At 54.7% G+C, this 26,605-nt stretch carries 29 protein-coding genes, 1 pseudogene and 1 other annotated feature; of the genes and pseudogenes, 16 read left to right on the forward strand and 14 right to left on the reverse strand.

Going from position 1 to position 26,605, the window contains the following annotated elements:
- The 3 genes from rluB to rnm all read right to left on the reverse strand — a co-directional run bounded on the left by rluB (position 1) and on the right by rnm (position 2,471).
- Positions 1–876 (reverse strand): 23S rRNA pseudouridine(2605) synthase RluB, encoded by an 876-nt coding sequence (gene rluB / locus N2K86_RS12045; RefSeq protein WP_008502809.1) that lies wholly within the window; start codon positions 874–876, stop codon positions 1–3.
- A 96-nt stretch (positions 877–972) separates the two neighbouring features.
- Entirely contained in the window at positions 973–1,593 is a 621-nt protein-coding gene (locus tag N2K86_RS12050) for an L-threonylcarbamoyladenylate synthase (RefSeq protein WP_003856793.1), read from the reverse strand.
- Entirely contained in the window at positions 1,590–2,471 is an 882-nt protein-coding gene (gene rnm, locus N2K86_RS12055) for an RNase RNM (protein ID WP_260658759.1), read from the reverse strand. The genes N2K86_RS12050 and rnm overlap by 4 nt, the downstream gene beginning before the upstream one ends.
- A gap of 139 nt (positions 2,472–2,610) precedes the next feature.
- On the opposite strand from rnm, the gene trpL reads away from it, so the two are divergent.
- From trpL to yedF, 8 genes are all read left to right on the forward strand, one after another.
- Complete coding sequence (gene trpL, locus N2K86_RS22655) at positions 2,611–2,655, forward strand: trp operon leader peptide (RefSeq protein ID WP_106993556.1); 45 nt, start codon at positions 2,611–2,613, stop codon at positions 2,653–2,655.
- Positions 2,632–2,725: a sequence feature (Trp leader region), on the forward strand. (Overlaps the previous gene by 24 nt.)
- Positions 2,726–2,748: 23 nt before the next feature.
- A complete protein-coding gene (locus tag N2K86_RS12060; RefSeq protein WP_260658760.1) occupies positions 2,749–4,311 on the forward strand; it encodes an anthranilate synthase component 1 in 1,563 nt (520 codons plus the stop codon).
- On the forward strand, positions 4,311–5,906 hold the full coding sequence (trpD, locus tag N2K86_RS12065; protein ID WP_260658761.1) for a bifunctional anthranilate synthase glutamate amidotransferase component TrpG/anthranilate phosphoribosyltransferase TrpD: 1,596 nt from the start codon (positions 4,311–4,313) through the stop codon (positions 5,904–5,906). The genes N2K86_RS12060 and trpD overlap by 1 nt, the downstream gene beginning before the upstream one ends.
- A 3-nt stretch (positions 5,907–5,909) precedes the next feature.
- Positions 5,910–7,268, forward strand: a complete 1,359-nt coding sequence (gene trpCF / locus N2K86_RS12070) for a bifunctional indole-3-glycerol-phosphate synthase TrpC/phosphoribosylanthranilate isomerase TrpF (protein ID WP_260658762.1) — start codon at positions 5,910–5,912, stop codon at positions 7,266–7,268.
- A 10-nt stretch (positions 7,269–7,278) separates the two neighbouring features.
- Entirely contained in the window at positions 7,279–8,472 is a 1,194-nt protein-coding gene (gene trpB, locus N2K86_RS12075) for a tryptophan synthase subunit beta (RefSeq protein ID WP_260658763.1), read from the forward strand.
- Positions 8,472–9,281, forward strand: a complete 810-nt coding sequence (trpA, locus tag N2K86_RS12080; protein WP_260658764.1) for a tryptophan synthase subunit alpha — start codon at positions 8,472–8,474, stop codon at positions 9,279–9,281. Before trpB ends, trpA begins: the two co-directional genes overlap by 1 nt.
- A gap of 169 nt (positions 9,282–9,450) precedes the next feature.
- Positions 9,451–10,662, forward strand: a complete 1,212-nt coding sequence (gene yedE / locus N2K86_RS12085) for a selenium metabolism membrane protein YedE/FdhT (RefSeq protein WP_260658765.1) — start codon at positions 9,451–9,453, stop codon at positions 10,660–10,662.
- On the forward strand, positions 10,659–10,892 hold the full coding sequence (gene yedF, locus N2K86_RS12090; protein WP_003856774.1) for a sulfurtransferase-like selenium metabolism protein YedF: 234 nt from the start codon (positions 10,659–10,661) through the stop codon (positions 10,890–10,892). The genes yedE and yedF overlap by 4 nt, the downstream gene beginning before the upstream one ends.
- Positions 10,893–10,935: 43 nt before the next feature.
- Here the strand turns inward: yedF and ompW are convergent, their stop codons facing one another.
- A complete protein-coding gene (gene ompW / locus N2K86_RS12095; RefSeq protein ID WP_260658766.1) occupies positions 10,936–11,568 on the reverse strand; it encodes an outer membrane protein OmpW in 633 nt (210 codons plus the stop codon).
- A 183-nt stretch (positions 11,569–11,751) separates the two neighbouring features.
- On the opposite strand from ompW, the pseudogene N2K86_RS12100 reads away from it, so the two are divergent.
- The 5 genes and pseudogenes from N2K86_RS12100 to yciA form a co-directional block, all read left to right on the forward strand.
- A pseudogene (locus N2K86_RS12100) lies at positions 11,752–11,841 on the forward strand (YkgJ family cysteine cluster protein); the annotation flags it as partial.
- 25 nt (positions 11,842–11,866) lie between these two features.
- Positions 11,867–12,610 carry a YciC family protein gene (locus N2K86_RS12105; RefSeq protein ID WP_260658767.1) on the forward strand — a complete coding sequence of 248 codons (744 nt, stop codon included), beginning with the start codon at positions 11,867–11,869 and terminating at the stop codon, positions 12,608–12,610.
- Positions 12,611–12,623: 13 nt separating this feature from the next.
- The gene (locus N2K86_RS12110) at positions 12,624–13,163 is read left to right on the forward strand and encodes a septation protein A (protein WP_260658768.1); all 540 of its coding nucleotides are present in this window, start codon (positions 12,624–12,626) and stop codon (positions 13,161–13,163) included.
- A gap of 180 nt (positions 13,164–13,343) precedes the next feature.
- Complete coding sequence (locus tag N2K86_RS12115; protein WP_260658769.1) at positions 13,344–15,530, forward strand: TonB-dependent siderophore receptor; 2,187 nt, start codon at positions 13,344–13,346, stop codon at positions 15,528–15,530.
- A gap of 98 nt (positions 15,531–15,628) precedes the next feature.
- Positions 15,629–16,024 (forward strand): acyl-CoA thioester hydrolase YciA, encoded by a 396-nt coding sequence (gene yciA / locus N2K86_RS12120; RefSeq protein WP_119937706.1) that lies wholly within the window; start codon positions 15,629–15,631, stop codon positions 16,022–16,024.
- A 38-nt stretch (positions 16,025–16,062) separates the two neighbouring features.
- Here the strand turns inward: yciA and tonB are convergent, their stop codons facing one another.
- Positions 16,063–16,785 carry a TonB system transport protein TonB gene (gene tonB, locus N2K86_RS12125; RefSeq protein WP_260661671.1) on the reverse strand — a complete coding sequence of 241 codons (723 nt, stop codon included), beginning with the start codon at positions 16,783–16,785 and terminating at the stop codon, positions 16,063–16,065.
- A gap of 221 nt (positions 16,786–17,006) precedes the next feature.
- On the opposite strand from tonB, the gene N2K86_RS12130 reads away from it, so the two are divergent.
- On the forward strand, positions 17,007–17,303 hold the full coding sequence (locus tag N2K86_RS12130; RefSeq protein WP_089600585.1) for a YciI family protein: 297 nt from the start codon (positions 17,007–17,009) through the stop codon (positions 17,301–17,303).
- Between the two features lie 39 nt (positions 17,304–17,342).
- Here the strand turns inward: N2K86_RS12130 and N2K86_RS12135 are convergent, their stop codons facing one another.
- The 4 genes from N2K86_RS12135 to N2K86_RS12150 all read right to left on the reverse strand — a co-directional run bounded on the left by N2K86_RS12135 (position 17,343) and on the right by N2K86_RS12150 (position 19,804).
- A complete protein-coding gene (locus N2K86_RS12135) occupies positions 17,343–18,296 on the reverse strand; it encodes a bifunctional helix-turn-helix transcriptional regulator/GNAT family N-acetyltransferase (RefSeq protein ID WP_260658770.1) in 954 nt (317 codons plus the stop codon).
- Between the two features lie 91 nt (positions 18,297–18,387).
- The gene (gene leuE, locus N2K86_RS12140; RefSeq protein WP_260658771.1) at positions 18,388–19,023 is read right to left on the reverse strand and encodes a leucine efflux protein LeuE; all 636 of its coding nucleotides are present in this window, start codon (positions 19,021–19,023) and stop codon (positions 18,388–18,390) included.
- Between the two features lie 69 nt (positions 19,024–19,092).
- Complete coding sequence (locus N2K86_RS12145; RefSeq protein ID WP_260658772.1) at positions 19,093–19,503, reverse strand: Exc2 family lipoprotein; 411 nt, start codon at positions 19,501–19,503, stop codon at positions 19,093–19,095.
- 127 nt (positions 19,504–19,630) lie between these two features.
- Positions 19,631–19,804, reverse strand: coding sequence for a YciY family protein (locus N2K86_RS12150; protein WP_017384232.1), 174 nt, complete (start codon positions 19,802–19,804; stop codon positions 19,631–19,633).
- A gap of 143 nt (positions 19,805–19,947) precedes the next feature.
- Between N2K86_RS12150 and cls the strand changes: the two genes are divergently transcribed.
- Positions 19,948–21,408 carry a cardiolipin synthase gene (gene cls, locus N2K86_RS12155; RefSeq protein ID WP_089599052.1) on the forward strand — a complete coding sequence of 487 codons (1,461 nt, stop codon included), beginning with the start codon at positions 19,948–19,950 and terminating at the stop codon, positions 21,406–21,408.
- 33 nt (positions 21,409–21,441) lie between these two features.
- Positions 21,442–21,771, forward strand: coding sequence for an HI1450 family dsDNA-mimic protein (locus N2K86_RS12160; protein WP_003856748.1), 330 nt, complete (start codon positions 21,442–21,444; stop codon positions 21,769–21,771).
- A 31-nt stretch (positions 21,772–21,802) separates the two neighbouring features.
- On the opposite strand, the gene N2K86_RS12165 is transcribed toward N2K86_RS12160, so the two are convergent.
- From N2K86_RS12165 to oppB, 5 genes are read right to left on the reverse strand one after another with little or no spacing between them, the layout of a single operon-like run.
- Positions 21,803–22,672, reverse strand: a complete 870-nt coding sequence (locus tag N2K86_RS12165) for an ion transporter (protein WP_260658773.1) — start codon at positions 22,670–22,672, stop codon at positions 21,803–21,805.
- A gap of 14 nt (positions 22,673–22,686) precedes the next feature.
- Entirely contained in the window at positions 22,687–23,691 is a 1,005-nt protein-coding gene (oppF, locus tag N2K86_RS12170) for a murein tripeptide/oligopeptide ABC transporter ATP binding protein OppF (RefSeq protein ID WP_248191015.1), read from the reverse strand.
- Entirely contained in the window at positions 23,688–24,701 is a 1,014-nt protein-coding gene (locus tag N2K86_RS12175; RefSeq protein WP_260658774.1) for an ABC transporter ATP-binding protein, read from the reverse strand. Before N2K86_RS12175 ends, oppF begins: the two co-directional genes overlap by 4 nt.
- An 11-nt stretch (positions 24,702–24,712) precedes the next feature.
- The gene (gene oppC, locus N2K86_RS12180; protein WP_047348245.1) at positions 24,713–25,621 is read right to left on the reverse strand and encodes an oligopeptide ABC transporter permease OppC; all 909 of its coding nucleotides are present in this window, start codon (positions 25,619–25,621) and stop codon (positions 24,713–24,715) included.
- Between the two features lie 12 nt (positions 25,622–25,633).
- Positions 25,634–26,554 (reverse strand): oligopeptide ABC transporter permease OppB, encoded by a 921-nt coding sequence (gene oppB, locus N2K86_RS12185; RefSeq protein ID WP_089599049.1) that lies wholly within the window; start codon positions 26,552–26,554, stop codon positions 25,634–25,636.
- Between the last annotated feature and the right edge of the window lie 51 nt (positions 26,555–26,605).

Below are 26,605 nucleotides of genomic sequence, written 5' to 3' on the forward strand. Positions count from 1 at the left end.
TTAACCGTTGTTATTCCGGCTGCCAGAGCGACGATTGCTGCTGACCTGGCTGTGACGTTTCACCGCACGGCGGATCTGATTCGCCTTCATGCGACGACGATCTTTTTCAACCGCCACTTTAGACGTGGTTTCCGGCGTCAGGCCGACCAGCTCGCGAAGGTAGTTGGTTTGAGTCAGATCCAGTTCGGTATAACCACCGCGTGGCAGTCCTTTCGGCAGCAGAATGTCACCGTAACGGACACGGATCAGACGGCTCACCTGGACGCCTACCGCTTCCCAGAGACGACGTACCTCGCGGTTACGGCCTTCGGTCAGGGTCACGTTGTACCACTGGTTAATGCCTTCCCCACCGGTAAACTTGATTGTTTTGAACGCCGCAGGGCCGTCTTCCAGCTGAACGCCACGCGACAGGTCGCGCAGTTTATTTTCGTCAACCTGGCCGAAGACGCGCACCGCGTATTCACGTTCTACTTCGCGGCTTGGGTGCATCAGACGGTTTGCCAGTTCCCCATCGGTGGTAAACAGCAGCAGACCGCAGGTGTTCACGTCCAGACGACCCACGGCGATCCAGCGAGCGCCACGCAGCTTAGGCAGACGGTCGAACACCGTCGGGCGACCTTCCGGGTCGTTGCGGGTACACAGCTCGCCTTCCGGCTTGTAGTAAGCCAGCACGCGGCAGATCTGTTCGGCGGACTCTTTCACGGAGATAAGATGACCGTCGATGCGGATCTTCAGCCCCGGGACGATTTCTACGCGGTCACCCAGCGTGGCGATTTTACCGTCCACACTCACGCGACCCGCTTCAATAATGGCTTCGATTTCACGGCGCGAACCGTGGCCAGCACGCGCCAGCACTTTCTGTAACTTCTCGCTCATTGAGCTTCCTCAGGTGTCGCCTTCACAGGCGTCGAATCAGGTCAAAAGAGGGCTGAGCCCTGCTTTGATGGCCGCGTAGTATATCTGCTTACACCTTTACAAGAAAGGCTTAACATCACCCACGCCTTCACGAATTACTTCCGGCGCATCTTCGGTTAAGTCGACCACGGTGGTCGGCTGCTGGCCGAGATAGCCGCCGTGAATAATCAGCTCAACCACCTTCTCCAGACGATCTTTGATCTCTTCCGGATCGGACTCGGTAAACTCACTTCCCGGGAGCATCAGCGAGGTGGAAAGCATCGGTTCGCCGAGGGTTTCCAGCAGCGCCTGCGCAATCGGGTTCGACGGCACGCGCATGCCGATGGTTTTGCGTTTTTCCTGCAGCAGACGACGCGGTACTTCCTTCGTGCCCTTCAGGATAAAGGTGTAGTTACCCGGCGTGTTGTTCTTAATCAGGCGAAACGCCACGTTATCAACATACGCATAGGTCGACAGCTCAGAGAGATCGCGGCACATCAGGGTAAAATTATGGCCGTCCGGCAACTGGCGAATACGGCAGATACGCTCCATCGCCCCTTTATCTTCAATTTTGCAGCCCAGCGCGTAGCCTGAATCGGTCGGGTAGACAATGACGCCGCCTTTGCGGACGATCTCCACGGCCTGGTTAATCAGACGTGGCTGCGGGTTATCCGGATGGATATAGAAAAACTGACTCATACTTCCCTCTCTTCAATTTGCTGCGGCTGTTCCCAGAGCTGCCAGACCGGCTCAACGCCGGCGGGCAACCAGAGCTTGCGTCCCAGTTCGATCCACGCGCAGGGCTGGTGGAAATCAGACCCCTGTGACCCAAGCAGGCCGAACTGACGAGCATAGGTGGCAAGCTGTGCACGCTCATTGGGTGCCTGCTGACACTGGGCAACTTCCATTGCCTCGCCACCGCTTTCGGCAAAGTGTGCCAGCAGTCTTTTCAGCCATTTAGCAGAAAGATTATACCGTCCCGGATGGGCCAGCACCGCCTTACCGCCAGAATGATGAATCACATCAATAGCTTGTTTTATTGTACACCACTGTGGCGGAACGTATCCGGTTTTCCCGCGCGCCAGGTACCGTTTAAAGACATCCGCCATGGTCGTCGCTTTACCTGCCTCAACCAGAAAACGGGCGAAATGACCGCGCGTCACTGCCCCGCCGTTCGCCAGCTTTTGCGCCCCTTCCAGTGCGCCAGGGATGTGGGCCTTTTCCAGACGTTCGCCAATCATCTCTGCACGCTGGTTGCGGCGTGCTTTTTGTTCTTGCAAAAACGCACACATTGCCGGATGGTCTATATCAATGTTCAGGCCAACAATATGAATTTCATGGTTTTCCCAGACGGTCGAGATCTCAACGCCGGTGATCAGGTTCAGCGCCAGCCCGCTGCGGGCAATCTCGGCGCGCGCAGCCGGGATGGCATCTGTCGTATCGTGATCGGTTATCGCCAGCGTGCCGACACGCATTTCAACGGCACGATGAACCAGGGCTTCGGGCGTCAGAAGGCCATCAGAGGCCTGAGTATGGCTGTGTAAATCGTAAATAATGGCGTAGGTGGTATCGCTCAAAGCACTTCCCATAACAGGTTGGAGACATCCGAAACCACTATGATACCGACTTACATTGAAATTCTGAAATCAAGGGTTGACAACTCGCCATCGAACTAGTTAACTAGTACGCAAGTTCACACGAGAAAGGTATCTGAAAATGACAGCACATTTCACTCTGCACGGTTGGTGGCGCACTTCCTGATCTTCGGGCAGTGTCACGCGTCTGCGAAATGCAAACAGATACCCGCCCGCTACTTAGCGGGCTTTTTTTTGAACAGAAAATGAGAACAATATAATGCAAACAGCCAAACCACACCTCGAACTGCTGACCTGCGAGGCGGCCTATCGTCACAACCCCACCGCACTGTTTCATCAGGTTTGCGGAGCGCGTCCGGCAACCCTACTGCTGGAATCTGCGGATATCGACAGTAAAGACGATCTCAAGAGCCTGCTGCTGGTCGACAGCGCGCTGCGCATTACCGCTTTAGGTGACACTGTCACTATTAAGGCGCTATCAGAGAATGGCGCATCTCTGCTGCCACTGCTGGACGCCGCCCTGCCCTCAGGCATTGAAAACGAACGTCATCCAGATATGCGCATTCTGCATTTCCCGCCGGTGAGCCAGCTGCTGGACGAAGACGCGCGCCTCTGCTCCCTCTCCGTTTTCGATGCCTTTCGCCTGCTGCAAAACCTGGTTACCGTGCCGGAAGATGAACGCGAAGCCATGTTCTTCGGTGGGCTGTTTGCTTATGACCTGGTTGCGGGCTTTGAAGCGTTACCCGAAACCGAACAGGGTAACCGCTGCCCGGACTACTGCTTCTACCTTGCCGAAACTCTGCTGGTGATCGACCATCAGAAAAAATACACCCGCGTTCAGGCCAGCCTGTTCACGCCATCGACCACTGAGAAAAACCGTCTTGAGCACCGCATCGCTCAACTGCAGCAGCAGATGACGGAAGCGCCGCCAGCGCTGCCTGTGCAGCGGGTGGAGAAAATGACATGCGACGTTAACCAGACCGACGATCAATACGGCGCCGTGGTTCGCCAGATGCAAAAGGCGATTCGCGCCGGGGAAATTTTCCAGGTGGTACCTTCACGCCGCTTCTCACTGCCCTGCCCGTCGCCGCTCGCAGCCTACGACGTGCTGAAAAAGAGCAATCCAAGCCCGTACATGTTCTTCATGCAGGACAATGATTTCACACTGTTCGGCGCCTCGCCGGAAAGCTCGCTGAAGTACGACGCCACCAGCCGTCAAATTGAGATCTACCCGATTGCCGGAACCCGTCCACGCGGACGCCGCCCTGACGGTTCGCTGGATCGTGATTTGGACAGCCGTATCGAACTCGAGATGCGTACTGACCATAAAGAGTTGTCAGAGCACTTGATGCTGGTTGATCTGGCGCGTAACGATCTGGCACGCATTTGTACCCCTGGCAGCCGCTACGTGGCGGACCTGACCAAAGTTGACCGCTATTCGTTCGTGATGCACCTGGTCTCCCGCGTGGTCGGTGAGCTGCGCCACGACCTCGACGTTCTGCACGCCTACCGCGCCTGCATGAACATGGGCACCCTGAGCGGTGCGCCAAAAGTGCGCGCTATGCAGCTGATCGCCGCCGCCGAAGGGCGTCGTCGCGGCAGCTACGGTGGTGCGGTGGGCTACTTCACGGCTCACGGTGACCTCGACACCTGCATTGTTATTCGCTCTGCCTATGTTGAAGACGGAATTGCCACCGTGCAGGCGGGTGCCGGGATTGTTCTTGATTCTGTTCCGCAGTCCGAAGCTGACGAAACGCGCAGTAAAGCGCGTGCGGTCCTTCGCGCCATTGCGACTGCACACCACGCACAGGAGATTTTCTGATGGCTGACATTCTGCTGCTCGATAATATCGACTCTTTTACCTATAACCTGGCAGATCAGCTGCGTGCGAATGGTCACAACGTCGTTATCTACCGCAACCACGTCCCGGCGCAGACCCTGATTGACCGTCTGGCAACCATGCAAAACCCGGTGCTGATGCTCTCCCCTGGGCCTGGCGCACCGAGCGAAGCAGGCTGTATGCCGGAGCTGCTGACCCGTATGCGCGGCAAACTGCCGATCATCGGCATCTGCCTCGGTCATCAGGCGATTGTTGAAGCGTACGGCGGCTACGTGGGTCAGGCAGGTGAGATCCTCCACGGCAAAGCCTCCAGCATTGAACATGACGGCCAGGCAATGTTTGCCGGGCTGCCGAACCCGCTCCCGGTTGCGCGCTACCACTCTCTGGTGGGCAGCAATATCCCTGCCGGGCTAACCATTAATGCCTCGTTTGAAGGCATGGTGATGGCGGTACGTCATGATGCGGATCGTGTATGCGGTATGCAGTTCCACCCGGAATCGATCCTGACCTCCAACGGCGCGCGCCTGCTGGAGCAGACTCTCGACTGGGCGCTACAGAAGCTGGAGCAGACCAATACCCTGCAACCGATTCTGGAAAAACTTTATCAGGCGCAAGCCCTGAGCCAGCAGGAGAGCCACCAGCTCTTCTCCGCCGTGGTTCGCGGCGAGCTGAAGCCTGAACAGCTGGCGGCCGCGCTGGTCAGCATGAAAGTGCGCGGCGAAAGCCCGCAGGAGATCGCCGGTGCCGCCACGGCCCTGCTGGAAAATGCCGCCCCGTTCCCGCGCCCGGACTATCAGTTTGCAGATATCGTTGGGACCGGCGGTGACGGTAGCAACAGCATCAACATCTCTACAGCCAGTGCCTTTGTCGCCGCGGCGTGTGGGCTGAAAGTGGCGAAACACGGTAACCGCAGCGTCTCCAGCCGGTCAGGCTCTTCCGATCTGCTCGCCGCGTTTGGCATTAACCTGGATATGAAAGCAGAGCGCTCTCGTGAAGCGCTTGATGACCTGGGCGTCTGCTTCCTGTTTGCCCCGAAGTATCACACCGGTTTCCGCCACGCGATGCCGGTGCGTCAGCAGCTTAAAACCCGCACGCTGTTTAACGTGCTCGGCCCGCTGATCAACCCGGCCCATCCGCCGCTGGCGCTGATCGGTGTCTACAGCCCGGAACTGGTCCTGCCGATTGCTGAGACACTGCGCGTGCTGGGTTACAAACGTGCCGCCGTGGTGCACAGCGGCGGTATGGATGAAGTATCGCTGCATGCACCGACGCTGGTTGCCGAACTGCGTGACGGCGAAATTCTGAGCTACCAGCTGGAAGCCGCTGACTTTGGTTTAACCCCGTATCACCAGGAAGCGCTGGCAGGCGGTACGCCGGAAGAAAACCGTGACATTCTCACGCGCTTATTACAAGGTAAGGGAGAGGTCGCTCATGAAGCCGCCGTTGCTGCTAACGTCGCCATGCTGATGCGTTTGCACGGTGAGGAAGACCTGAAGGCCAACGTTCAAAAAGTTCTGGATGTACTGCGCTCCGGCGCAGCTTACGATCGCGTTACCGCACTTGCGGCAAGAGGGTAAAGAATGCAGACCGTTTTAGCGAAAATCGTTGCCGATAAGGCCATCTGGGTAGAAGCCCGCAAGCAACAGCAGCCGCTTGCCAGCTTCCAGAATGACGTCGTACCAAGCCAACGACGTTTCTATGATGCCCTGCAGGGTGCGCGCACCGCGTTTATTCTTGAGTGCAAAAAAGCATCCCCATCGAAAGGCGTTATTCGTGACGATTTTGACCCGGCGCGTATTGCCGGTATTTATAAGCATCATGCGTCCGCCATCTCCGTGCTGACGGATGAGAAATATTTCCAGGGCAGCTTCGATTTTCTGCCGATCGTCAGCGGCATCGCGCCGCAGCCGATCCTGTGCAAAGACTTTATTATCGATCCGTATCAGATCTGGCTGGCGCGTTTCTACCAGGCCGATGCCTGCCTGCTGATGCTCTCGGTGCTTGACGACGAGCAGTATCGCCAGCTCTCCGCCGTCGCGCACAGCCTGAACATGGGCGTGCTGACTGAAGTGAGCAACGAAGAAGAGCTTGAGCGCGCCATCGCGCTGGAAGCCAAAGTGGTCGGCATTAACAACCGCGATCTGCGCGACCTGTCCATTGACCTGAACCGCACGCGCCAGCTGGCACCGCGTCTGGGGTCTGGCGTTACGGTGATCAGCGAATCCGGCATTAACAGCTACGCCCAGGTGCGCGAGTTAAGCCACTTCGCCAACGGTTTCCTGATTGGCTCCGCCATGATGGAGCATGACGATCTCAATGCGGCAGTACGCCGCGTGCTGCTGGGTGAAAACAAAGTCTGCGGCTTAACCCGCGAACAGGATGCCCAGGCCGCGTATGAAGCCGGGGCAATTTATGGCGGGCTGATCTTTGTGGATTCGTCTCCTCGCGCGGTCAGCGAAGAGCAGGCGCGTAAGGTCATCGCTGCGGCTCCGCTCAGCTACGTGGGCGTTTTCCGCAACGCAGATATTGAAGACGTTGCGGCAAAAGCCGAGGCGTTATCCCTGAGCGCGGTACAGCTTCACGGCAGTGAAGATCAGGCGTATATCGATGCCCTGCGCGCAGCGCTGGCGCCTCAGGTACAGATTTGGAAAGCGCAAAGCGTCGGCGAGACCCTGCCCTCGCGTAACCTGAACCATGTGGATAAATACGTACTCGATAACGGCCAGGGCGGCACCGGTCAGCGTTTCGACTGGTCACTGCTGAGCGGCGAAAAGCTGGACAACGTCCTGCTGGCGGGCGGATTAAGCCCGGACAACTGCGTAGAAGCCGCCAAAACCGGCTGTGCAGGCCTCGATTTCAATTCAGGCGTAGAGTCCCAACCGGGTATTAAAGATGCCAACAAACTGGCCTCGGTTTTTAAAACTCTGCGTGCATATTAAGGAAGAGAAGATGACGACATTACTAAACCCGTATTTTGGTGAGTTCGGCGGGATGTACGTCCCGCAAATCCTGATGCCCGCGCTGCGCCAGCTGGAAGAAGCCTTTGTCAGCGCGCAGAAGGATCCGGCGTTTCAGGCGGAATTTACCGACCTGCTGAAAAATTACGCCGGTCGTCCGACCGCGCTGACCAAATGCCGCAACCTGACGGAAGGCACCAACACCACGCTTTATCTGAAGCGTGAAGACCTACTGCACGGCGGTGCGCATAAAACTAACCAGGTGCTGGGCCAGGCGCTGCTCGCAAAGCGTATGGGTAAAACCGAAATCATCGCCGAAACCGGTGCAGGCCAGCACGGCGTGGCCTCTGCGCTTGCCAGCGCCCTGCTCGGCCTGAAATGCCGCATCTATATGGGGGCGAAAGACGTTGAGCGTCAGTCTCCGAACGTCTTCCGTATGCGCCTGATGGGGGCAGAAGTGATCCCGGTGCACAGCGGCTCCGCAACGCTGAAGGATGCCTGTAACGAAGCGCTGCGCGACTGGTCTGGCAGCTACGAAACCGCGCACTATATGCTCGGTACCGCGGCGGGCCCGCACCCGTTCCCGACTATCGTACGCGAATTCCAGCGCATGATTGGTGAAGAGACCAAAGCGCAGATCCTCGAGAAAGAGGGTCGCCTGCCGGATGCTGTGATCGCCTGCGTTGGCGGCGGGTCTAACGCCATCGGCATGTTTGCTGATTTCATTGACGACACCAGCGTCGGTCTGATTGGCGTCGAGCCTGCCGGTCACGGGATCGAATCCGGTGAGCACGGCGCGCCGCTGAAGCACGGTCGCGTAGGGATCTACTTCGGAATGAAATCCCCGATGATGCAAACCGATGAGGGCCAGATTGAAGAGTCTTACTCTATTTCTGCTGGCCTCGACTTCCCGTCCGTCGGGCCACAGCATGCGTATCTGAACAGCACCGGGCGCGCGGACTATGTCTCCATTACCGATGACGAAGCGCTGGAAGCCTTCAAAGCGCTGTGCCGCAGCGAAGGGATCATCCCGGCGCTGGAATCTTCGCACGCGCTGGCGCATGCGCTGAAAATGATTAAAGAAAATCCGGAAAAGGAACAGCTGCTGGTGGTGAACCTTTCCGGTCGCGGTGACAAAGACATCTTCACCGTTCACGATATTCTGAAAGCACGAGGGGAAATCTGATGGAACGCTACGATAATGCATTTGCTGAACTGAAGTCCCGCCAGGAAGGCGCGTTCGTTCCCTTCGTCACTCTGGGCGACCCGGGCCCGGAGCAGTCGCTGAAGATTATCGATACCCTGATTGAAGCCGGTGCCGACGCGCTGGAGCTGGGTATTCCGTTCTCTGACCCGCTGGCGGATGGCCCGACCATCCAGAATGCGACGCTGCGCGCATTCGCCTCCGGCGTGACGCCAACCCAGTGTTTCGAGATGCTGGCAGCGATTCGCCAGAAGCACCCGACCATTCCGATCGGCCTGCTGATGTACGCCAACCTGGTCTTTAACCGCGGTATTGATGAGTTCTATGCAGAGTGCGCGCGCGTGGGCGTCGACTCCGTTCTGGTGGCAGACGTGCCGGTTGAAGAGTCGGCCCCATTCCGCCAGGCGGCGATGCGCCATAACGTTGCGCCGATTTTCATCTGCCCGCCGAACGCCGATGATGAACTGCTGCGCCAGATTGCCTCTTACGGACGCGGGTATACCTACCTGCTCTCCCGCGCGGGCGTGACCGGTGCCGAGAATAAAGCGGCGTTGCCTCTGCATCATCTGGTGGAGAAGCTAGCTGAATACCATGCCGCGCCTCCGCTGCAGGGCTTTGGTATTTCATCCCCGGATCAGGTTACTGCCGCAATCGATGCGAAGGCCGCCGGGGCGATTTCCGGTTCCGCCATCGTAAAAATCATCGAGAAAAACGTGGATAAGCCAGACCAGATGCTGGCGGAGCTAAAGACCTTCGTGACCGAGATGAAAGCGGCAACCCGCAAAGCATGATGCACTCCCCGTCTGGCGTGACTGCCAGACGGTTCCCCTTATCCCCCTTTCGAGTTACGTCAAAATTGATCGCGTCGATATTCTCGGTGCGAATGACTTTTCAAACTCTGCCGTAAGCGTATGATTCGGTTTCTTTCTGTTTATACCTTCTGAGTTCAGAGGCTTACACATGTCATGGCAACATTTCAAACAGACTTACCTGGTTAAGTTCTGGTCACCTGTACCGGCCGTTATCGCGGCGGGTATTCTCTCTACTTATTATTTTGGCATTACCGGCACCTTCTGGGCCGTCACCGGGGAATTTACCCGCTGGGGTGGACAGCTGCTGCAGCTGGCTGGTATCCACGCTGAAGAGTGGGGCTACTTTAAGCTCATTCACCTGGACGGTACCCCGCTCACCCGTATTGACGGGATGATGATTATCGGGATGTTCGGCGGCTGCTTCGCGGCGGCTCTGTGGGCTAACAACGTGAAGCTGCGCATGCCGAAAAGCCGTATCCGCATCCTGCAGGCGGTAGCCGGTGGGATTATCGCAGGGTTTGGCGCGCGTCTGGCGATGGGCTGTAATCTGGCGGCGTTCTTCACCGGGATCCCACAGTTTTCGCTCCACGCCTGGTTTTTTGCCGTGGCAACCGCAATTGGCTCTTACTTTGGCGCAAAATTCACGCTTCTGCCGTTTTTCCGTATTCCGGTAAAAATGACCAAAGTTAGCGCCGCATCGCCATTAACGCAAAAACCCACTCAGGCTCGCCGCCGTTTTCGTCTGGGTATGCTGGTCTTTTTCGCCATGATCGCCTGGGCGCTGTCCACTGCGCTGAATCATCCAAAACTGGGGCTGGCAATGCTGTTTGGCGTTGGCTTTGGTTTGCTGATTGAGCGCGCGCAGATCTGCTTTACCTCAGCGTTTCGCGACATGTGGATCACCGGGCGCACCATGATGGCGAAAGCCATTATTGCCGGGATGGCCGTGAGCGCGATCGGCATCTTCAGCTATGTTCAGCTTGGCGTGGAACCGAAAATCATGTGGGCGGGTCCTAACGCGGTCATCGGCGGGCTGCTGTTTGGCTTCGGCATTGTGCTGGCAGGGGGCTGTGAGACCGGCTGGATGTATCGCGCCGTCGAAGGTCAGGTGCATTACTGGTGGGTGGGAGTCGGAAATGTGATTGGCTCCACCATCCTGGCCTACTACTGGGATGACGTGTCCCCCGTACTGGCCACGAACTGGGACAAGGTTAATCTGCTGAACACCTTTGGCCCACTCGGTGGGCTCGTGGTGACCTATGCCCTGCTGCTTATCGCCTTTTTACTGGTTATTGCACAGGAGAAGCGCTTCTTCCGTCGTGCCACCGTCAAAACTGCAACGCAGGAGAATGCCGCATGAAAGAGATCGTGCCTGACTATCGCCTCGATATGGTGGGTGAACCTTGTCCTTACCCGGCTGTTGCCACGCTTGAGGCACTACCGCAGCTCAAGAAAGGTGAAATTCTGGAAGTGGTGAGCGATTGCCCGCAGTCGATCAATAACATTCCTCTGGACGCCAAAAACCACGGTTATACCGTGCTGGATATTCAGCAGGATGGACCAACCATTCGTTATTTGATTCAGAAATAATCGATAATATGCGCCCTGAACAGGGCGCATTGAAGAGCACGCGTTAGAAACGATAACCCGCTGAGAACATAAATACCCACGGATCCAGACGGGTATTGATACTTTGCTGCTGGCCATTGGCTTTGAAACGAACGTCAGTATCAATGTCCATGTACCAGACTGAGGCGTTGATCAACCAGTCACGGTTAATCAGATAATCAAGACCTACCTGCCCCGCCATACCCCATGAGTCTTTCAGGCTGAGGTCGGAAAGCCCGGCTGCTTTGCCCGTGTCGTTAAACTTCTCGTCAAAGAAGGTCGTGTAGTTTACACCCGCGCCAATATATGGGCGCACCTTGCTGCTGGCATCGCCAAAGTACCACTGCGCCATCAACGTCGGCGGCAGATGGTGCACCGTGGCGATATCGCCGGTCGGCCCAAGGCCAACGCGATGACGGAACGGCGTTGCGGCCAAAAGCTCAACGCCGATGTTTTCTGTCGCCATATAGGTAAAGGTCAAACCTAACTGGGTATTATTGCTGACGTTAAAGCCGCCCATTCCCAGTACGCTATCGGAACCTTCAGTTGGGCGAACCGTTGCCGAACCGGCTCGAATAAAGAATTCGCCTGCTTCATGCGCATACGCGCCACCAGAGAGACTGCTTAAGATAAGGGCTGCCACCGCTAATTTTTTCATATCCGCTCCATCGTTGTGGTTTTAAGTGCGGATGAGAATATACTCACAAAAGAGTATTAAGTGATCTATCACAGATCACATTAAAACCAGTAAGTTAACATTCATTGATCTGGGTTAATTTTTGATAATCAAACTTAACCCGCCAGGTGGGTTCTACATCAAATTTTAGTGATGAGCGAAAAATTACTGCCGCTTTACAAAGATATGCTTTTCCATACAAGCCTTGATGCTGCCACGGCACTCTTATCCGGTGTACAATTGCCGGCTAATTAACACCTGCAATACTCAAGGAGAGTGCATGTCTATCACGGCGAAGTCCGTCTACCGTGACACGGGAAATTTTTTCCGCAATCAGTTCATTACCTTTTTACTGATCGCGTTGCTATGCGCCTTTATCACGGTGGTGCTTGGTCATGCGTTCTCACCGAGTGAAGAACAGATTGCCAGCCTGAGCCAGGGCGACCATCTTGCCGGTAGCGTGGGGTTATTTGAACTGGTGCAAAACATGACGCCAGAGCAACAGCAGATCCTGCTGCGGGCGTCCGCGGCATCCACATTTTCAGGTTTGATCGGTAATGCTGTTCTGGCGGGCGGCGTGCTGCTGATGATTCAGCTCGTTTCAGCGGGTCATCGCGTCAGTGCCCTGCGCGCCATTGGCGCCAGCGCGCCAGTACTCCCTAAGCTTTTCATCCTCATCTTTTTAACCACGCTGCTGGTACAAATGGGGATTATGCTGGTCGTGGTGCCGGGTGTATTACTGGCTATCGTGCTCTCTTTCGCGCCGGTAATGATTGTGCAGGAGAAGATGGGCATCTTTACTGCGATGCGCAGCAGCATCAGGCTTGCGTGGGCGAACATACGTCTGGTGGCACCTGCTGTGATCGGCTGGCTCCTTGCCAAAACGCTACTGTTATTATTTGCACCAAACTTTGCCGTGTTAACGCCGAACGTTGGCGCGGTCGTTGCTAATACGCTGAGCAACCTGATATCAGCAGTTCTGCTGGTCTACTTGTTCCGCCTGTATATGTTAATTCGTCAGTAATTGGGATCGTAGAATGAAGCAGTTTCTTGATTTTTTACCGCTGGTCGTCTTTTTTGCGTTTTACAAGCTGTACGACATTTATGCCGGGACGACGGCGCTGATTATTGCTACCGCTATCGTGCTGATTTACAGCTGGGTGCGTTACCGCAAAGTTGAAAAAATGGCGCTGATCACCTTCATTATGGTGGCTGTATTTGGTGGCCTGACGTTGTTCTTCCACAATGATGAATTCATTAAATGGAAGGTCACGGTGATTTACGCGCTGTTTGCAGGTGCGTTGCTGATCAGCCAGTGGGTGATGAAAAAGCCGTTGATCCAGCGCATGCTGGGCAAAGAGCTTACGCTGCCGCAAGAGGTGTGGTCCCGTCTGAATGTCGCCTGGGCGGTGTTCTTTATTCTCTGTGGCCTCGCCAATATCTACATTGCTTTCTGGCTACCGCAGAACATCTGGGTCAACTTTAAGGTCTTTGGCCTGACCGCGTTGACGCTGATCTTCACGCTGTTGAGCGGTGTCTATATCTATCGACACATGCCTCAGGACGATAAAAACTGATGTTCCTGGCCAGATCGCGGCACGGTCTGGCCTTCTCCTCTTTCCTTTCACAATCTAAACCGTCTTCTTCAAGAATGTCTGAATCATGAAGATTTTGTGGAGATTACTGCCACTTTATTGTAATGAGAATCACTATCATTAATATTCTTCATCGCATTTTTAACAAATGGAAATGAGTTGATGAATAATATAATAAGATTTGCCCCCGCTTCACTTACGTTGGCCATCCTTACGGCATTAAGCCATGGCGCGCATGCAGCAGATGATACCCTCACCGAGGGTGAAACCATGGTCGTTCAGGCGACCGCCGAAGAAGCACTGAAGCAACAGCCCGGGGTTTCCATCATCACGGCAAAGGACATTGAGAAAGATCCACCGGTTAACGACCTGTCAGAAATTATTCGTAAAATGCCCGGTGTTAACCTCACCGGTAACAGCGCGACGGGCAGCCGTGGTAATAACCGTCAGATAGATATTCGCGGCATGGGGCCGGAGAACACCCTGATTCTGATTGATGGTGTTCCGGTAACCTCCCGCAACTCGGTACGCTACAGCTGGCGCGGCGAGCGCGATAGCCGCGGTGATACGAACTGGGTACCGCCAGAAATGGTCGAGCGCATTGAGGTGCTTCGTGGGCCGGCAGCCGCCCGCTATGGTTCGGGCGCTGCCGGGGGCGTCGTCAACATTATTACTAAACGCCCGACCACAGACTGGCACGGATCGCTCTCCCTTTACACCAATCAGCCTGAAAATGACAAAGAGGGGGCGACCAGGCGCGCAAATTTTGATATCAACGGACCGTTAGCAGGCGATGCGCTGACCATGCGCCTATACGGGAACATCAATAAAACCGACGCGGACGCTCAGGATATCAACACGGCACAAAATGGCTCCTATGCCGCCGGGCGAGAAGGCGTACGCAATAAAGACATCAATGCCCTGCTCTCCTGGAAACTCACACCGCAGCAGATTATCGATTTTGACTACGCCTACAGCCGCCAGGGCAACATTTATGCAGGCGATACCCAGTATAGCAACGGCAACCTTAGCCCCAATGGCGTCGTCTCGTCCCTGTATGGGCACGAAACCAACCGCATGTATCGCCAGAGCTATGGCCTGACCCACAACGGGATCTGGGACTGGGGCCAGTCAAAGGTCGGCGTCTATTATGAGAAGACCAATAATACCCGCCTGGAGGAAGGCTCCACGGGCAAAGTTGAGGGGATGATCAATACCGACAAGTACAACACCAGCCGGCTCGAGTCATACCGTACCACCGGCGAGCTGAACATTCCGTTGTTCTGGCTGGTCGAACAGACTCTGACGGTCGGAGCAGAGTGGAACCGCGATGAGCTTAATGATCCGGCCTCCATGCAGGCGACAAACGTCTCCGGGGAAGTGATTAACGGCGTTCCCGGCACGGCGTCCGAGCGTAACAGCAAAAACAGCGCTGACCTCACCGGCATCTATCTTGAAGACAATATTGAAGCACGCCAGGGCACCAACCTCATTCCCGGGATCCGCTTTGATTATCACAACGCATTCGGCAGCAACTGGAGCCCTAGCCTGAACGTTTCCCAGGACCTCGGCGAAATGTTCAAGGTTAAGGCGGGCATCGCCCGGGTGTTTAAAGCGCCTAACCTTTACCAGTCAAGCGAAGGGTATTTACTTTCTACCCGCGGCAACGGCTGCCCGACGAACGTTAGCGAGGGAAGCTGTTACCTGCTAGGTAATCCGGATTTGGATCCTGAAATCAGCGTTAACAAAGAGATTGGCCTGGCCTTTGCGCTGGAAGGATACGAGGCAGGCATCACCTGGTTCCGAAATGATTACAAGAATAAGATCGTTTCAGGCACTGACGTACTGGGCCAGACGAGTAGCGGCGTGAATATTCTCCAGTGGGAGAATGGCGGAAAAGCGGTGGTTGAGGGGCTGGAAGGGAATCTGACCGTACCGGTTATCCGCGACGCGCTTACCTGGCGTACCAATGCGACATATATGATTCAGTCTGAAAATAAAGACACTGGCAACCCGCTGTCGATTATCCCCAAATATACCGTCAACACGATGCTCGACTGGGAGGTTAACAGCAAGCTTTCAGCGAACGTCAGCTGGACAATGTACGGACGCCAGAAGCCGCGTGAAAATGCTGAAATTCGCAATGAGAAAGGCGCCATGTCAGATAAAGAGATCGGCGCATATTCCATCGTCGGGATTGGCAGCCAATATCAGCTCACTAAAAAACTGCGCCTGAACGCCGGGATTAGCAACCTGTTTGATAAGCAAATCTACCGAGAAAATGACGGCGCATCGACCTACAACGAACCCGGCCGCGCATACTATGCAGGCGTAACCCTTTCCTTCTAACCCTCAAGCGCCTGCTGTGCGGGCGCTATACCCTATTCTCTATAGTCACGATTCATAGTAGCATCCCGCCTGAAGTCTTCAGTTACGAGTTAAACATAATGACAATAAACGACGCCCCGCAGGGCGAACTGGTTTTACGCACGCTGGCAATGCCTGCGGATACGAATGCCAACGGCGATATTTTTGGCGGCTGGTTAATGTCGCAAATGGATATGGGAGGCGCAATCCTGGCAAAAGAGATTGCGCACGGGAGAGTGGTGACGGTCCGGGTAGACGGTATGACCTTCCTGCGTCCGGTGGCCGTGGGTGATGTGGTGTGCTGTTATGCGCGATGCGTAAAACGCGGCAACACATCAATCTCCATCAATATCGAAGTGTGGGTGAAGAAGGTTTCATCCGAACCGATTGGACAACGTTACAAAGCTACAGAAGCGCTGTTTATTTACGTGGCGGTCGACAACGAGGGTAAACCTCGGCAGTTCCCTAAAGCCTGATCGTCAGGCAAAAAAAAGCCTCCTTTCGGAGGCTTTTTTTATTCCATCTGTGCCCCGCCGTTCAGGCGGAAAACAATATTCACTATCAATCCACTGCCCGGCTTACCGGCTTCATAGCGCCATTTACGCATCGCTGCCTTTACATCGCGCTCAAACATATTTGAAGGCTGCGCAGAAAGGATTTGCACATTGTCAACGCGGCCATCTGAGGTAACGTCAAACTTCACCCGCACGCGCCCTTCAATACGGAGCGCCTGAGCACGCGCCGGATAGGTAGGCTGGTTGCGGCTGAGCGCCCTTGGCCCCGCAGGCGCTGTAACGGTCGGCTTCGTGGCCGTTGCGGTGTTGTTCATCACCGGACGCGAAGGCGCAGTATTCTCTACCGGCTGTGTTGGCCGCGTCTCGACCGGGCGGACTTCGCGTTTCGGACGCTCTTCGACTTTCTTCACCGGTTTTGGCTTCGGCTTAGGTTTCGGCTTAGGTTCCGGTTTGTGGATCACCACCGGCGCTTCCTTCGGGGGTTCCGGGACAGGCTCGGGTTCAGGCTCAGGTTCCACAACCGGCTGTGGCGGCGGAGGTGCAACCTGCGGCGGCTCAAGATCCGCTGGCGAAACCATGGTCACGGAAATTGGCTGCGCTGGCGCTGGCATTTCAATAACCTGATGAACCGAGGTATAGAGTAAACCCGCCACAACGGCACCGTGAATCACGACAGAAAGCAGCGTCGGCCAGGGAAAGCGGCGAGGTAAATCAAGGGTCATCGAAGTCATAATCATCAACGTTAAAAAACCGAACCCTGATTTTAAATGCAAATAGCAATCATATTCAATAAGACACTTGGTCTAAGCGCAATTTAAGCGCCAGAGCGGCGAAAAAAGGGGCATTTAGATCAGGGTTTTAACATTGTTTTTATCTTTACATTGCAGTCATTTGCCCTTTCACATAACGTAACTGGCACTTTTAACGGTTAAGGAGCTTCGCCGTGCTTTATGTGATTTACTCTGAAGATGTCGCTGAATCCCTGGAAAAACGCCAGTCTGTTCGCCCTGCCCACCTTGCACGCTTACAGCTGCTGCAGGATGAAGGCCGCTTATTGACCGCTGGGCCTATGCCTGCGGTAGACAGCAACGATCCTGGCGCCGCGGGTTTTTCTGGCTCTACGGTCATTGCCGAGTTTGAATCTCTGGAAGCGGCTACCGCCTGGGCTGATGCCGATCCGTATGTGGCTGCCGGTGTGTACGAAAAAGTCACGGTGCGCCCGTACAAAAAAGTCTTTTGATGCCTCAAGGCTCCGCAAGGAGCCTTTTTTATCGCATGGCTAAACCTGTTTGAATCGGGTGAACTGCTGCTCAATGATACGACTGCCCCACTGATCGCCCTCCCACTCTTTCGCTAGCGTAAAGCCAAAGGATTCGTACAGGCGGCGGGCAGCGGTTAATTTATTGAACGTCCAGAGATGCACGGCAGAAAAGCCCTCGCTGTCGCAAAACTTCATGGCCTCGCTCAACAGTTTTTTGCCCACCCCGTGACCCCGGCAGCCGTCGTCCAGAATAAACCAGCGCAGATGCGCCTCACCCGGATCTAAATCTTCACCGTCAATGGCGACAGATCCCACAACTCTGCCGTTCATCACGGCCAGCCAGATCTGATTGCACGGCTTCTCAAGGCGTCCGCTAAATTCAGCAAGCCCGGCAGCAACTTTGGCTTCAAAGAAGCTGCCAAAGTTATGCTCGCGTGCGTAATAGCTGCCGTGCATTTCCGCGATGCGGCCAATCATGCCAGGACGATAGCCTTCGGCAATCACGGGGGCCGCTGGCTGTCGCTCAGCGCCGCTCTCCCGGCAGGCCAGCAGCGCGTTGGCGTAGAGCGACAGTACTTGAGAAATGGTTTCCTGCTGTATGGGATCCAGTGATTGTATCGCTGAAATGACCCGCTCGCTCCCGTAGGCATTAATCTGTTCAACGGTCGTGCGCCCCTTTGCAGTCAGCCGGAGACTTTTGGCACGGGCATCTTGCGCAGAAACAACCTCCTCCAGTTCGCCTGCGGAAATAAGGCGCGACAGCATCCGGCTGACGCTGGATTTTTCCAGACCCAGCAGCTGCACCAGCTGACCTGCGGTCATCTCCTTATGCAGCTCAATTTCCACGAGGGTGTGTACGGCCGAGGGCGAGTAATGTGTAGAGGCCAGCTTTGAGGCCATAAAGCCCAGCTCTCTGACCATCAGACGTGACGCAACGCGAATATCGCTTACTACAGGGGATTCAGTATGCATTCTTTCCTCCGTCATTTGGTTGTACTATACAACTAAATGACGGAGCATTCTCAACGACATTAAAAAGGCTCCCTCAGGAGCCTTTTTTCCGTCAATGCAGCGACGCTAATCTCGCCGCAAAGCCGACAAATAATAGTCCGATCAGCCCATTTCCCAGCTTCGCCAGTTTCTTTTTGGTTTTCAGGTAGCGGGTAACAAACGCGCCAGAGAAGATCAGAAAGCTCATGTACATAAAGCTAATCAGCTCAAGCGTGGTCGCGAGGATCAGGAAAGAGGTTCCTGTGTTTGGCGCATTCACGTCAATAAACTGTACGAAGAATGACACGTAAAACAGAATCGCTTTCGGATTCGTCAGGCTCAATACCAGGGAGCGTTTCATGATCGCGCTGGCAGGCTCGGTTCCACCTTCGTGGGCGTTATTCTGGCGAGTCAGAACGGACCACAGCATTTTGCCGCCGAGCCACAGCAGATAAAACGCACCCAGATAGCGGAAAATATTGAACAGCACCGGCGTGGTCTGGATTAAGGCCGCGACGCCTGCCCATGCCAGAAACATCAAAACCGCATCGCCGATAAACACACCGGTCGCGGCGAGATAGCCTTTTTTGATGCCGTGACCAATACCCGTTTTCAATACAAACAGCGTATTCGGACCGGGTACCAGCACAATGAAAAATGCGCCGACCACGTACGTCCAGAAATTCAGTACACCAAACTCCGCAAACACCTCTCCCTCCTTTTGCTCAAAAACAACGGGAATATCGCTGCAAAAACGATATTCCCGAAAACTGTCGCGTTATTGTACGCCGTTATAGCCGTCAAGATAAGTCATGGCCAGTTCGTTGCCGTATAAAATGGCATCCTTCGGCTCCATTTCCGAGGTCCATTTACTCCCACTATTCCCCGTGAAAGCATGCTCCGTTTTGGCCTCATCCTTTAACCGATCGCGAATAGCCTGTGCATACTGCTGGGCGTAAGACGGCGGTTGCCCCGCGGCGCGGTCTGCTTTCCCCTGCTTATACAGCTCACGAAACTGCGGCACATTGAGACGGTAGTTTTGCGAAATACTGGAGGTATAATTCCCGCCCGTAAAATTGGATTGATGCGAGACGAAATAATAGGCATGTCTTTCAGGTGAGGGTTTGTTGCTGTTGCAACCGCTGAGGACAGCGATCCCCATAAGTACCGCGACCACTTTTCCATTCATCCTTTGTTCCTTTTAAATTCATGAGGTTAGGCAAGTGGAGTATATCGCGGAATGAGGTCGGGAAGAGACTGCGAAAAATGATAGTCTTATAAAATCAGCGGGCACCTTGACGGTGCCCTCATGGTTCTCAGATATCCTGGACGGCGAACAGCAACGCGTTGCGGTGTCTGTTGAGTCCACATTTTCTGATAGCGTGGATACGCATATTGCGACGGGATTGTGCTTCCAGCCAACGAGCCTTACGGCGACTCACCTGTCGCAACATACGCCAGCGCCCTACTTCTGTTCTACTGCGCTTCATATCGACAACTCTTTCACTCACAGAGTCGTCATTATAAGCTCAACCCCGTCGCAAACCAGCGCTTTTATCTGCCGTTTTTATTTGCCAGATGAATCCTGATGCGTACACTCATAACAATACGCTTTCAAAAGGATTTTTTACTTATGACAACCTTCTACACCGTGGTGAGTTGGCTGGTCATTCTGGGATACTGGCTGTTAATCGCGGGGGTGACGTTACGCATCCTGATGAAGCGCAGAGCCGTACCTTCTGCCATGGCCTGGCTTCTGATTATTTACATTCTGCCGCTGGTGGGCATTATTGCGTATCTCTCTTTCGGTGAGCTCCATCTGGGTAAACGCCGCGCCGAGCGCGCCCGCGCGATGTGGCCCTCGACGGCAAAATGGCTCAGCGATCTTAAAGCCTGCAAACATATCTTTGCCGAAGAGAACAGCAGCGTCGCCTCTTCATTATTCAAGCTGTGCGAACGCCGCCAGGGCATTGCTGGCGTTAAGGGTAATCAGCTGCAGTTAATGACCTCCTCCGACGATGTAATGCAGGCGCTGATCCGGGATATTCAACTGGCGCGTCATAACATCGAGATGGTTTTTTATATCTGGCAGCCGGGGGGCATGGCGGATCAGGTTGCTGAATCACTGATGGCCGCCGCTCGTCGCGGTATTCATTGCCGCCTGATGCTGGATTCCGCTGGCAGCGTCGCGTTTTTCCGCAGCCCGTGGGCGGGAATGATGCGCAATGCCGGTATAGAAGTGGTTGAGGCGCTGAAGGTTAATCTGCTGCGTGTCTTCCTGCGGCGCATGGATCTTCGCCAGCACCGCAAAATGATTTTGATTGATAACTATATTGCCTACACCGGCAGTATGAACCTGGTTGACCCGCGCTTCTTCAAGCAGGATTCAGGTGTCGGTCAATGGATCGATCTGATGGCGCGTATGGAAGGCCCGGTCGCCACCTCGATGGGGATCGTCTACTCGTGCGACTGGGAAATAGAAACCGGTAAGCGTATTTTACCGCCGCCCCCAGACGGCAATATTATGCCGTTTGAAGAGGCCAGCGGACATACCATTCATACTATTGCCTCCGGGCCGGGTTTCCCGGAGGACCTCATCCACCAGGCATTACTCACGGCGACCTATTCTGCGCGTGAGTATCTGATTATGACGACGCCCTACTTCGTCCCCAGCGACGATCTGCTGCACGCTATTTGTACTGCCGCGCAGCGTGGTGTAGACGTCAGTATTATTATGCCGCGCAAAAACGATTCTCTGCTGGTCGGCTGGGCAAGCCGCGCATTCTTCAGCGAACTCCTTGCCGCAGGGGTGAAGATTTATCAGTTTGAAGGCGGACTGTTGCATACCAAGAGCGTGCTGGTGGACGGTGAGCTGAGCCTGGTGGGCACAGTCAATCTTGATATGCGCAGCCTGTGGCTTAACTTTGAAATCACCCTCGTGATTGACGATGCCGGGTTTGGTGGCGATCTGGCGGCGGTCCAGGATGATTATATCTCCCGCTCGCGCCTGCTGGATGCCAGACTGTGGGTGAAACGTCCTCTCTGGCAGAGAATTGCTGAACGACTGTTTTACTTCTTTAGTCCGTTGCTGTAAAACGTGCCCAACGATGTTTAACAGGTAGTCATCATGGAAATGGATCTGAACAATCGCCTGACCGAAGACGAAACGCTCGAACAGGCCTATGACATTTTTCTCGAACTGGCGGTTGATAACCTCGATCCCGCAGATGTGATCCTCTTCAATCTGCAGTTTGAAGAGCGCGGCGGTGCCGAGCTGTTCGACCCTGCTGAAGACTGGGCTGAGCATGTTGATTTTGATCTCAATCCGGACTTCTTTGCCGAAGTGGTGATTGGGCTGGCCGATGAAGATGGCGGTGAAATTAACGACATTTTCGCCCGCGTTCTGCTGTGTCGCGAGAAAGACCACAAGCTGTGCCATATCCTCTGGCGCGAATAATAAAAAAGGCTGCGATGGCAGCCTTTTTTATTTAATCCGGTAATTCAGTACCACAGCGGTTACAGAAACGCGCGCTGTGTTCATGCTCACCCTGATGGCAGTTCAGACATTTACGCTGCTGCTTGCGGTTCTGAAAAGCGCTGCTCATGTGGGTGGTAATCAGTCCCGTTGGGATCGCGATCACCGAATAGCCAATCAAAATCAGAACCGATGCCACAATACGCCCAAGCGGCGTATGCGGTGTGATATCGCCGTAGCCAACGGTTGTAACGGTCACAATGGCCCAGTAGACGGACGCATTGAGCGTCGTAAAGCCATATTTGGGCCCTTCTATTAGATACATCAGCGCGCCAAAAACAATCATGACGATGGCAATAAACGAGTAGAACAAAATAAGCTGATGCCGCGCACTGACGATCGCACTCCAGAACACGCGTAATGACGGCATAAAACGCAGTAATTTCAGAATACGTAATACCCGAATCACACGCATCGCTCGCCAGGCGAAGACATAGCTCAGGCTGATCTCCGGCCAAAGCCACATCACATAGAGCGGCAGGATGGTCGCTAAATCGATAAATCCCCAGAAGCTGAAAACATATCTGGCCGGGTTGGGCCAGGCTATCACTCTGAGGAGATATTCGGCGGTAAAGACCAGGGTAATCGCCAGCTCAAGCCAGACAAAGATATGCCATTCGTCAAACGTCAGGTGGTATTGCGTCCCGGCACCCGATTCAATAAAGATGACAACCACGCTGAGCAGCGCAAATAAACCGCAAAGACCTTCGAAGCGTCGTCCGGATACCGTTTCAGGATCGAATAAAAAGTGATAAAGCCGTCGACGGGCTGACGTGAATAAACGCGACACAGTAACCTCGCAATAAATAAGGGCTGACATCATGTCAGCCCTTGCGATTATAACGGGTCTACTTTAAGGCAGGAAACCGCATGTCGGAAACTGCCCTCCAGCACCGGTCGTGTTTTTGCACATTCCGGACCGGCCATCGGACAGCGCGTGCGGAATACGCAGCCGGACGGCGGATTAATCGGCGAAGGCAACTCCCCTTCCAGCAGCTGAATGGTTTTATTTTTTTCAAGATCCGGGTCGGGGATCGGCACTGCCGACATCAGCGCTTTGGTATAAGGATGCAGCGGGTTGTGGTACACCTCGTCATAGGTGCCCAATTCCACCGCGTGCCCCAGATACATCACCAGTACACGGTCTGAAATGTGCTTCACCACGGCCAGATCGTGAGCGATGAAGATCAGCGAGAGCCCCATTTCACGCTGCAGCTTCTGCAGCAGGTTAACCACCTGTGCCTGAATGGACACGTCCAGCGCGGAAACCGGCTCATCGCAAATAATCAGCTTCGGTTCGAGGATCAGCGCACGGGCAATACCAATACGCTGGCACTGACCGCCCGAGAATTCATGCGGATAGCGGTTGATGAGGTTAGGCAACAGGCCGACTTTCATCATCATCGCCTTAACGCGATCGCGCACTTCCTGACGCGACATTTTCGGATGATAGGTTCGCAGCGGCTCGGCAATAATCTCGCCGATGGTCATACGCGGGTTCAGTGACGCTAGCGGGTCCTGGAAAATCATCTGGATATCGCTGCGCACCTCGCGCCACTCGTCGGGTTTCATCCCCAGCAGGTCTTTGCCCAGCCAGGCCACTTTGCCGTCGGTGGCTTTCACCAGACCGATAATGGCACGGGCAAAAGTGGACTTCCCGCAGCCAGACTCACCCACCACGCCCAGCGTTTCGCCCTCGTACAGGCGAAGCGTTACGCCATCAACGGCTTTGAGGGTTTTAGGCGGCTGCCAGAACCACTGTTTGCCGTCTTTGATATCGAAATGGACTTTAAGATCGGCAATTTCGAGCAGCACATTTCTTTTTTCATCTAATGCGTTCATACCAGCTCCTCATGCGACTTAAAGCAGGCGCGCAGGCGGCCTGGTGCAAACTCTTCCAGCGGCGGAGCGCTATTACAAATCTCCATCGCATGCGGACAACGTGGCTGGAATGGACAACCTTTTGGTAAACGCAGCAGGTTTGGCGGGTTACCCGGGATCGTCAGCAGGGATTCACCTTCGGCATCCAGACGCGGTACCGCATTCAGCAGGCCGATAGAATACGGATGTGCAGGCTGATAGAAGACATCACGCGCCTGACCGTACTCCATGGTACGACCGGCATACATCACCAGCACTTTGTCGCAGATACCCGCAACCACGCCCAGGTCATGGGTGATCATGATAATTGCCGTGTTGAATTCCCGCTTAAGCTCGTTCAACAGGGTCATGATCTGTGCCTGAACGGTCACATCCAGCGCAGTGGTCGGCTCATCTGCAATCAGCAGTTTTGGCCGGCAAAGCAGCGCCATCGCAATCATCACGCGCTGACGCATACCGCCAGAGAATTCGTGCGGGAACATGCGCATGCGCTTGCGCGCTTCCGGCATTTTTACCGCATCCAGCATTTTTACCGACTCTTCAAAGGCTTCCGCTTTACCCATACCTTTGTGCAGCATCAGCACTTCCATCAACTGTTCGCCGACGCGCATGTACGGATTTAAAGAGGTCATTGGGTCCTGGAAAATCATCGAAATCTGCTCGGCACGAAGCTTATTCAGCTCGTGTTCCGGCAGGTTGAGGATTTCACGACCGTTGAATTTCGCAGAACCACCAATCACGCCGTTAGACGCCAGCAGGCCCATCAGCGCAAACGCGGTTTGAGATTTACCGGAGCCAGATTCCCCCACGATCCCCAGCGTTTCACCGGCGCGCAGGTTAAAATTAAGGTCGTTTACGGCGGTTACATCACCATCCGGCGTTTTAAAGGTGACACGTAGATCGTTTACATCCAGCAGCATATTGCTCTGCTGTTGCGCCTTTGGCGCAGTGGCCGTTTCAATAATCGTCATGACGGCGCTCCTTAACGGTCTTTCGGGTCGAGGGCATCACGCAGGCCATCGCCGATAAAGTTGAAACAAAACAGGGTGACAACCAGGAAGCCCGCCGGATACAGCAGCAACCACGGTGAAACTTCCATCGAGTTTGCACCGTCACTCAACAACGCGCCCCAGCTACTCAGCGGCTCTTGCGTGCCCAGCCCCAGGAAGCTCAGGAAGGATTCGAACAGGATCATGCTCGGCACCAGCAGTGAGGCATACACCACCACCACGCCCAGAACGTTCGGCACAATGTGGCGAACCACGATATTACCGGTCGATACCCCACCCACCTGTGCCGCTTCGATAAACTCTTTGCGCTTAAGGCTCAGCGTTTGACCACGCACGATACGCGCCATATCCAGCCAGGACACCATCCCGATGGCCACGAAAATCAACAGGATGTTCTGACCAAAGAAGGTCACCAGCAGGATCACGAAGAACATGAACGGGAAGGAGTTGAGGATTTCCAGCAGACGCATCATGACGGAGTCCACTTTCCCGCCGAGATAACCGGAAAGCGATCCGTAGAGCGTGCCGAGGATCACCGCCACCAGCGCGGCAGCAATACCGACCATCAACGAAATGCGGCCACCGATTGCCACGCGTACCAGCAGGTCACGACCGGATGAGTCGGTACCGAAATAGTGCCCGGACTCCATATCTGGCGCACTGGACATCATGCCCCAGTCCGTATCGAAATAGGTGAATTGCGACAGCATCGGTGCCAGCGTCACAAACAGGGCAATGATCACCAGTACGACCAGGCTGGCGACCGCAGCACGGTTGTGCATAAAGCGGCGACGCGCATCCTGCCAGAGGCTACGGCCTTCGACTTCCAGTTTTTCACTGAAGTTTTCCAGCGCCTCGCTGTTTTTCTTACTCAACATCATGGCGTGCTCCAGTTAGTAACGGATTTTAGGGTCGATAACGGCGTACAGCACATCGACAATGGCGTTAAACAGAATGGTCAGCGCACCAACCAAAATCGTCAGGCTCAGCACCAGCGAGTAGTCACGGTTAAGCGCACCATTAACAAACAGCTGACCAATGCCCGGCAGGCCGTATATGGTTTCGATAACCATTGACCCCGTAATGATGCCAACGAAAGCTGGCCCCAGGTAAGACAGGACGGGTAACAGCGCAGGCTTCAGCGCATGCCGTAAAATAATCCGGCGCATCGGTAAGCCTTTCGCGCGCGCGGTACGAATAAAGTTTGAGTGCAGAACCTCAATCATCGACCCGCGCGTGATACGCGCGATACTGGCGATGTACGCCAATGACAATGCCACCATTGGCAGTATCATGAACTGCAGCGCCCCACCGTTCCAGCCGCCGCCGGGCAGCCATTTCAGCGTGATGGCAAATATCATGACCAGCAACGGTGCGACAACGAAGCTTGGGATAACCACCCCGGTCATTGCGACCCCCATGACGGCATAATCCCATTTGGTATTTTGTTTTAAGGCGGCGATAACGCCCGCAGCCACCCCGAGAACGACGGCAAGCAGGAATGCTGCAGCACCCAATTTAGCCGATACCGGGAAGCTTGACGCCACCAGGTCGTTAACGGAGTAGTCTTTATATTTGAATGACGGCCCAAAATCCCCGTGTGCCAGCTGCTTCAGATAGTTGAAGTACTGGGTAGAGATAGGATCGTTCAGATGGTATTTCGCTTCAATGTTGGCCATGACTTCTGGCGGCAGCGTACGTTCACCGGTAAAAGGGCTTCCCGGTGCAAGACGCATCATGAAGAAGGAAATCGTGATGAGAATAAATAGCGTTGGAATCGCTTCAAGACAGCGACGTAGGATAAATTTCAACATTGCCCGTACCTTCTGGCGTGTGCCTATATTATGTGACGTTGGTTAGACACC

Origin of the sequence: Enterobacter mori, assembly GCF_025244905.1 — a bacterium.
Lineage (GTDB): Bacteria > Pseudomonadota > Gammaproteobacteria > Enterobacterales > Enterobacteriaceae > Enterobacter > Enterobacter mori_A.

Bases quoted from the DNA above. Each gene is read 5' to 3' on its own strand.
- trpCF (WP_260658762.1), top strand. From the start codon at position 5,910: ATGCAGACCGTTTTAGCGAAAATCGTTGCCGATAAGGCCATCTGGGTA.
- N2K86_RS12150 (WP_017384232.1), bottom strand. From the start codon at position 19,804: ATGAAGCGCAGTAGAACAGAAGTAGGGCGCTGGCGTATGTTGCGACAG.
- N2K86_RS12135 (WP_260658770.1), bottom strand. From the start codon at position 18,296: ATGCATACTGAATCCCCTGTAGTAAGCGATATTCGCGTTGCGTCACGT.
- N2K86_RS12050 (WP_003856793.1), bottom strand. From the start codon at position 1,593: ATGAGTCAGTTTTTCTATATCCATCCGGATAACCCGCAGCCACGTCTG.
- N2K86_RS12165 (WP_260658773.1), bottom strand. From the start codon at position 22,672: ATGATGTCAGCCCTTATTTATTGCGAGGTTACTGTGTCGCGTTTATTC.
- yedF (WP_003856774.1), top strand. From the start codon at position 10,659: ATGAAAGAGATCGTGCCTGACTATCGCCTCGATATGGTGGGTGAACCT.
- oppC (WP_047348245.1), bottom strand. From the start codon at position 25,621: ATGATGTTGAGTAAGAAAAACAGCGAGGCGCTGGAAAACTTCAGTGAA.
- N2K86_RS12115 (WP_260658769.1), top strand. From the start codon at position 13,344: ATGAATAATATAATAAGATTTGCCCCCGCTTCACTTACGTTGGCCATC.
- N2K86_RS12060 (WP_260658760.1), top strand. From the start codon at position 2,749: ATGCAAACAGCCAAACCACACCTCGAACTGCTGACCTGCGAGGCGGCC.
- N2K86_RS12145 (WP_260658772.1), bottom strand. From the start codon at position 19,503: ATGAATGGAAAAGTGGTCGCGGTACTTATGGGGATCGCTGTCCTCAGC.
- N2K86_RS12105 (WP_260658767.1), top strand. From the start codon at position 11,867: ATGTCTATCACGGCGAAGTCCGTCTACCGTGACACGGGAAATTTTTTC.
- trpA (WP_260658764.1), top strand. From the start codon at position 8,472: ATGGAACGCTACGATAATGCATTTGCTGAACTGAAGTCCCGCCAGGAA.
- trpB (WP_260658763.1), top strand. From the start codon at position 7,279: ATGACGACATTACTAAACCCGTATTTTGGTGAGTTCGGCGGGATGTAC.
- N2K86_RS12175 (WP_260658774.1), bottom strand. From the start codon at position 24,701: ATGACGATTATTGAAACGGCCACTGCGCCAAAGGCGCAACAGCAGAGC.
- oppB (WP_089599049.1), bottom strand. From the start codon at position 26,554: ATGTTGAAATTTATCCTACGTCGCTGTCTTGAAGCGATTCCAACGCTA.
- N2K86_RS12160 (WP_003856748.1), top strand. From the start codon at position 21,442: ATGGAAATGGATCTGAACAATCGCCTGACCGAAGACGAAACGCTCGAA.
- yedE (WP_260658765.1), top strand. From the start codon at position 9,451: ATGTCATGGCAACATTTCAAACAGACTTACCTGGTTAAGTTCTGGTCA.
- rluB (WP_008502809.1), bottom strand. From the start codon at position 876: ATGAGCGAGAAGTTACAGAAAGTGCTGGCGCGTGCTGGCCACGGTTCG.
- trpD (WP_260658761.1), top strand. From the start codon at position 4,311: ATGGCTGACATTCTGCTGCTCGATAATATCGACTCTTTTACCTATAAC.
- ompW (WP_260658766.1), bottom strand. From the start codon at position 11,568: ATGAAAAAATTAGCGGTGGCAGCCCTTATCTTAAGCAGTCTCTCTGGT.
- tonB (WP_260661671.1), bottom strand. From the start codon at position 16,785: ATGACCCTTGATTTACCTCGCCGCTTTCCCTGGCCGACGCTGCTTTCT.
- oppF (WP_248191015.1), bottom strand. From the start codon at position 23,691: ATGAACGCATTAGATGAAAAAAGAAATGTGCTGCTCGAAATTGCCGAT.
- N2K86_RS12110 (WP_260658768.1), top strand. From the start codon at position 12,624: ATGAAGCAGTTTCTTGATTTTTTACCGCTGGTCGTCTTTTTTGCGTTT.
- cls (WP_089599052.1), top strand. From the start codon at position 19,948: ATGACAACCTTCTACACCGTGGTGAGTTGGCTGGTCATTCTGGGATAC.
- yciA (WP_119937706.1), top strand. From the start codon at position 15,629: ATGACAATAAACGACGCCCCGCAGGGCGAACTGGTTTTACGCACGCTG.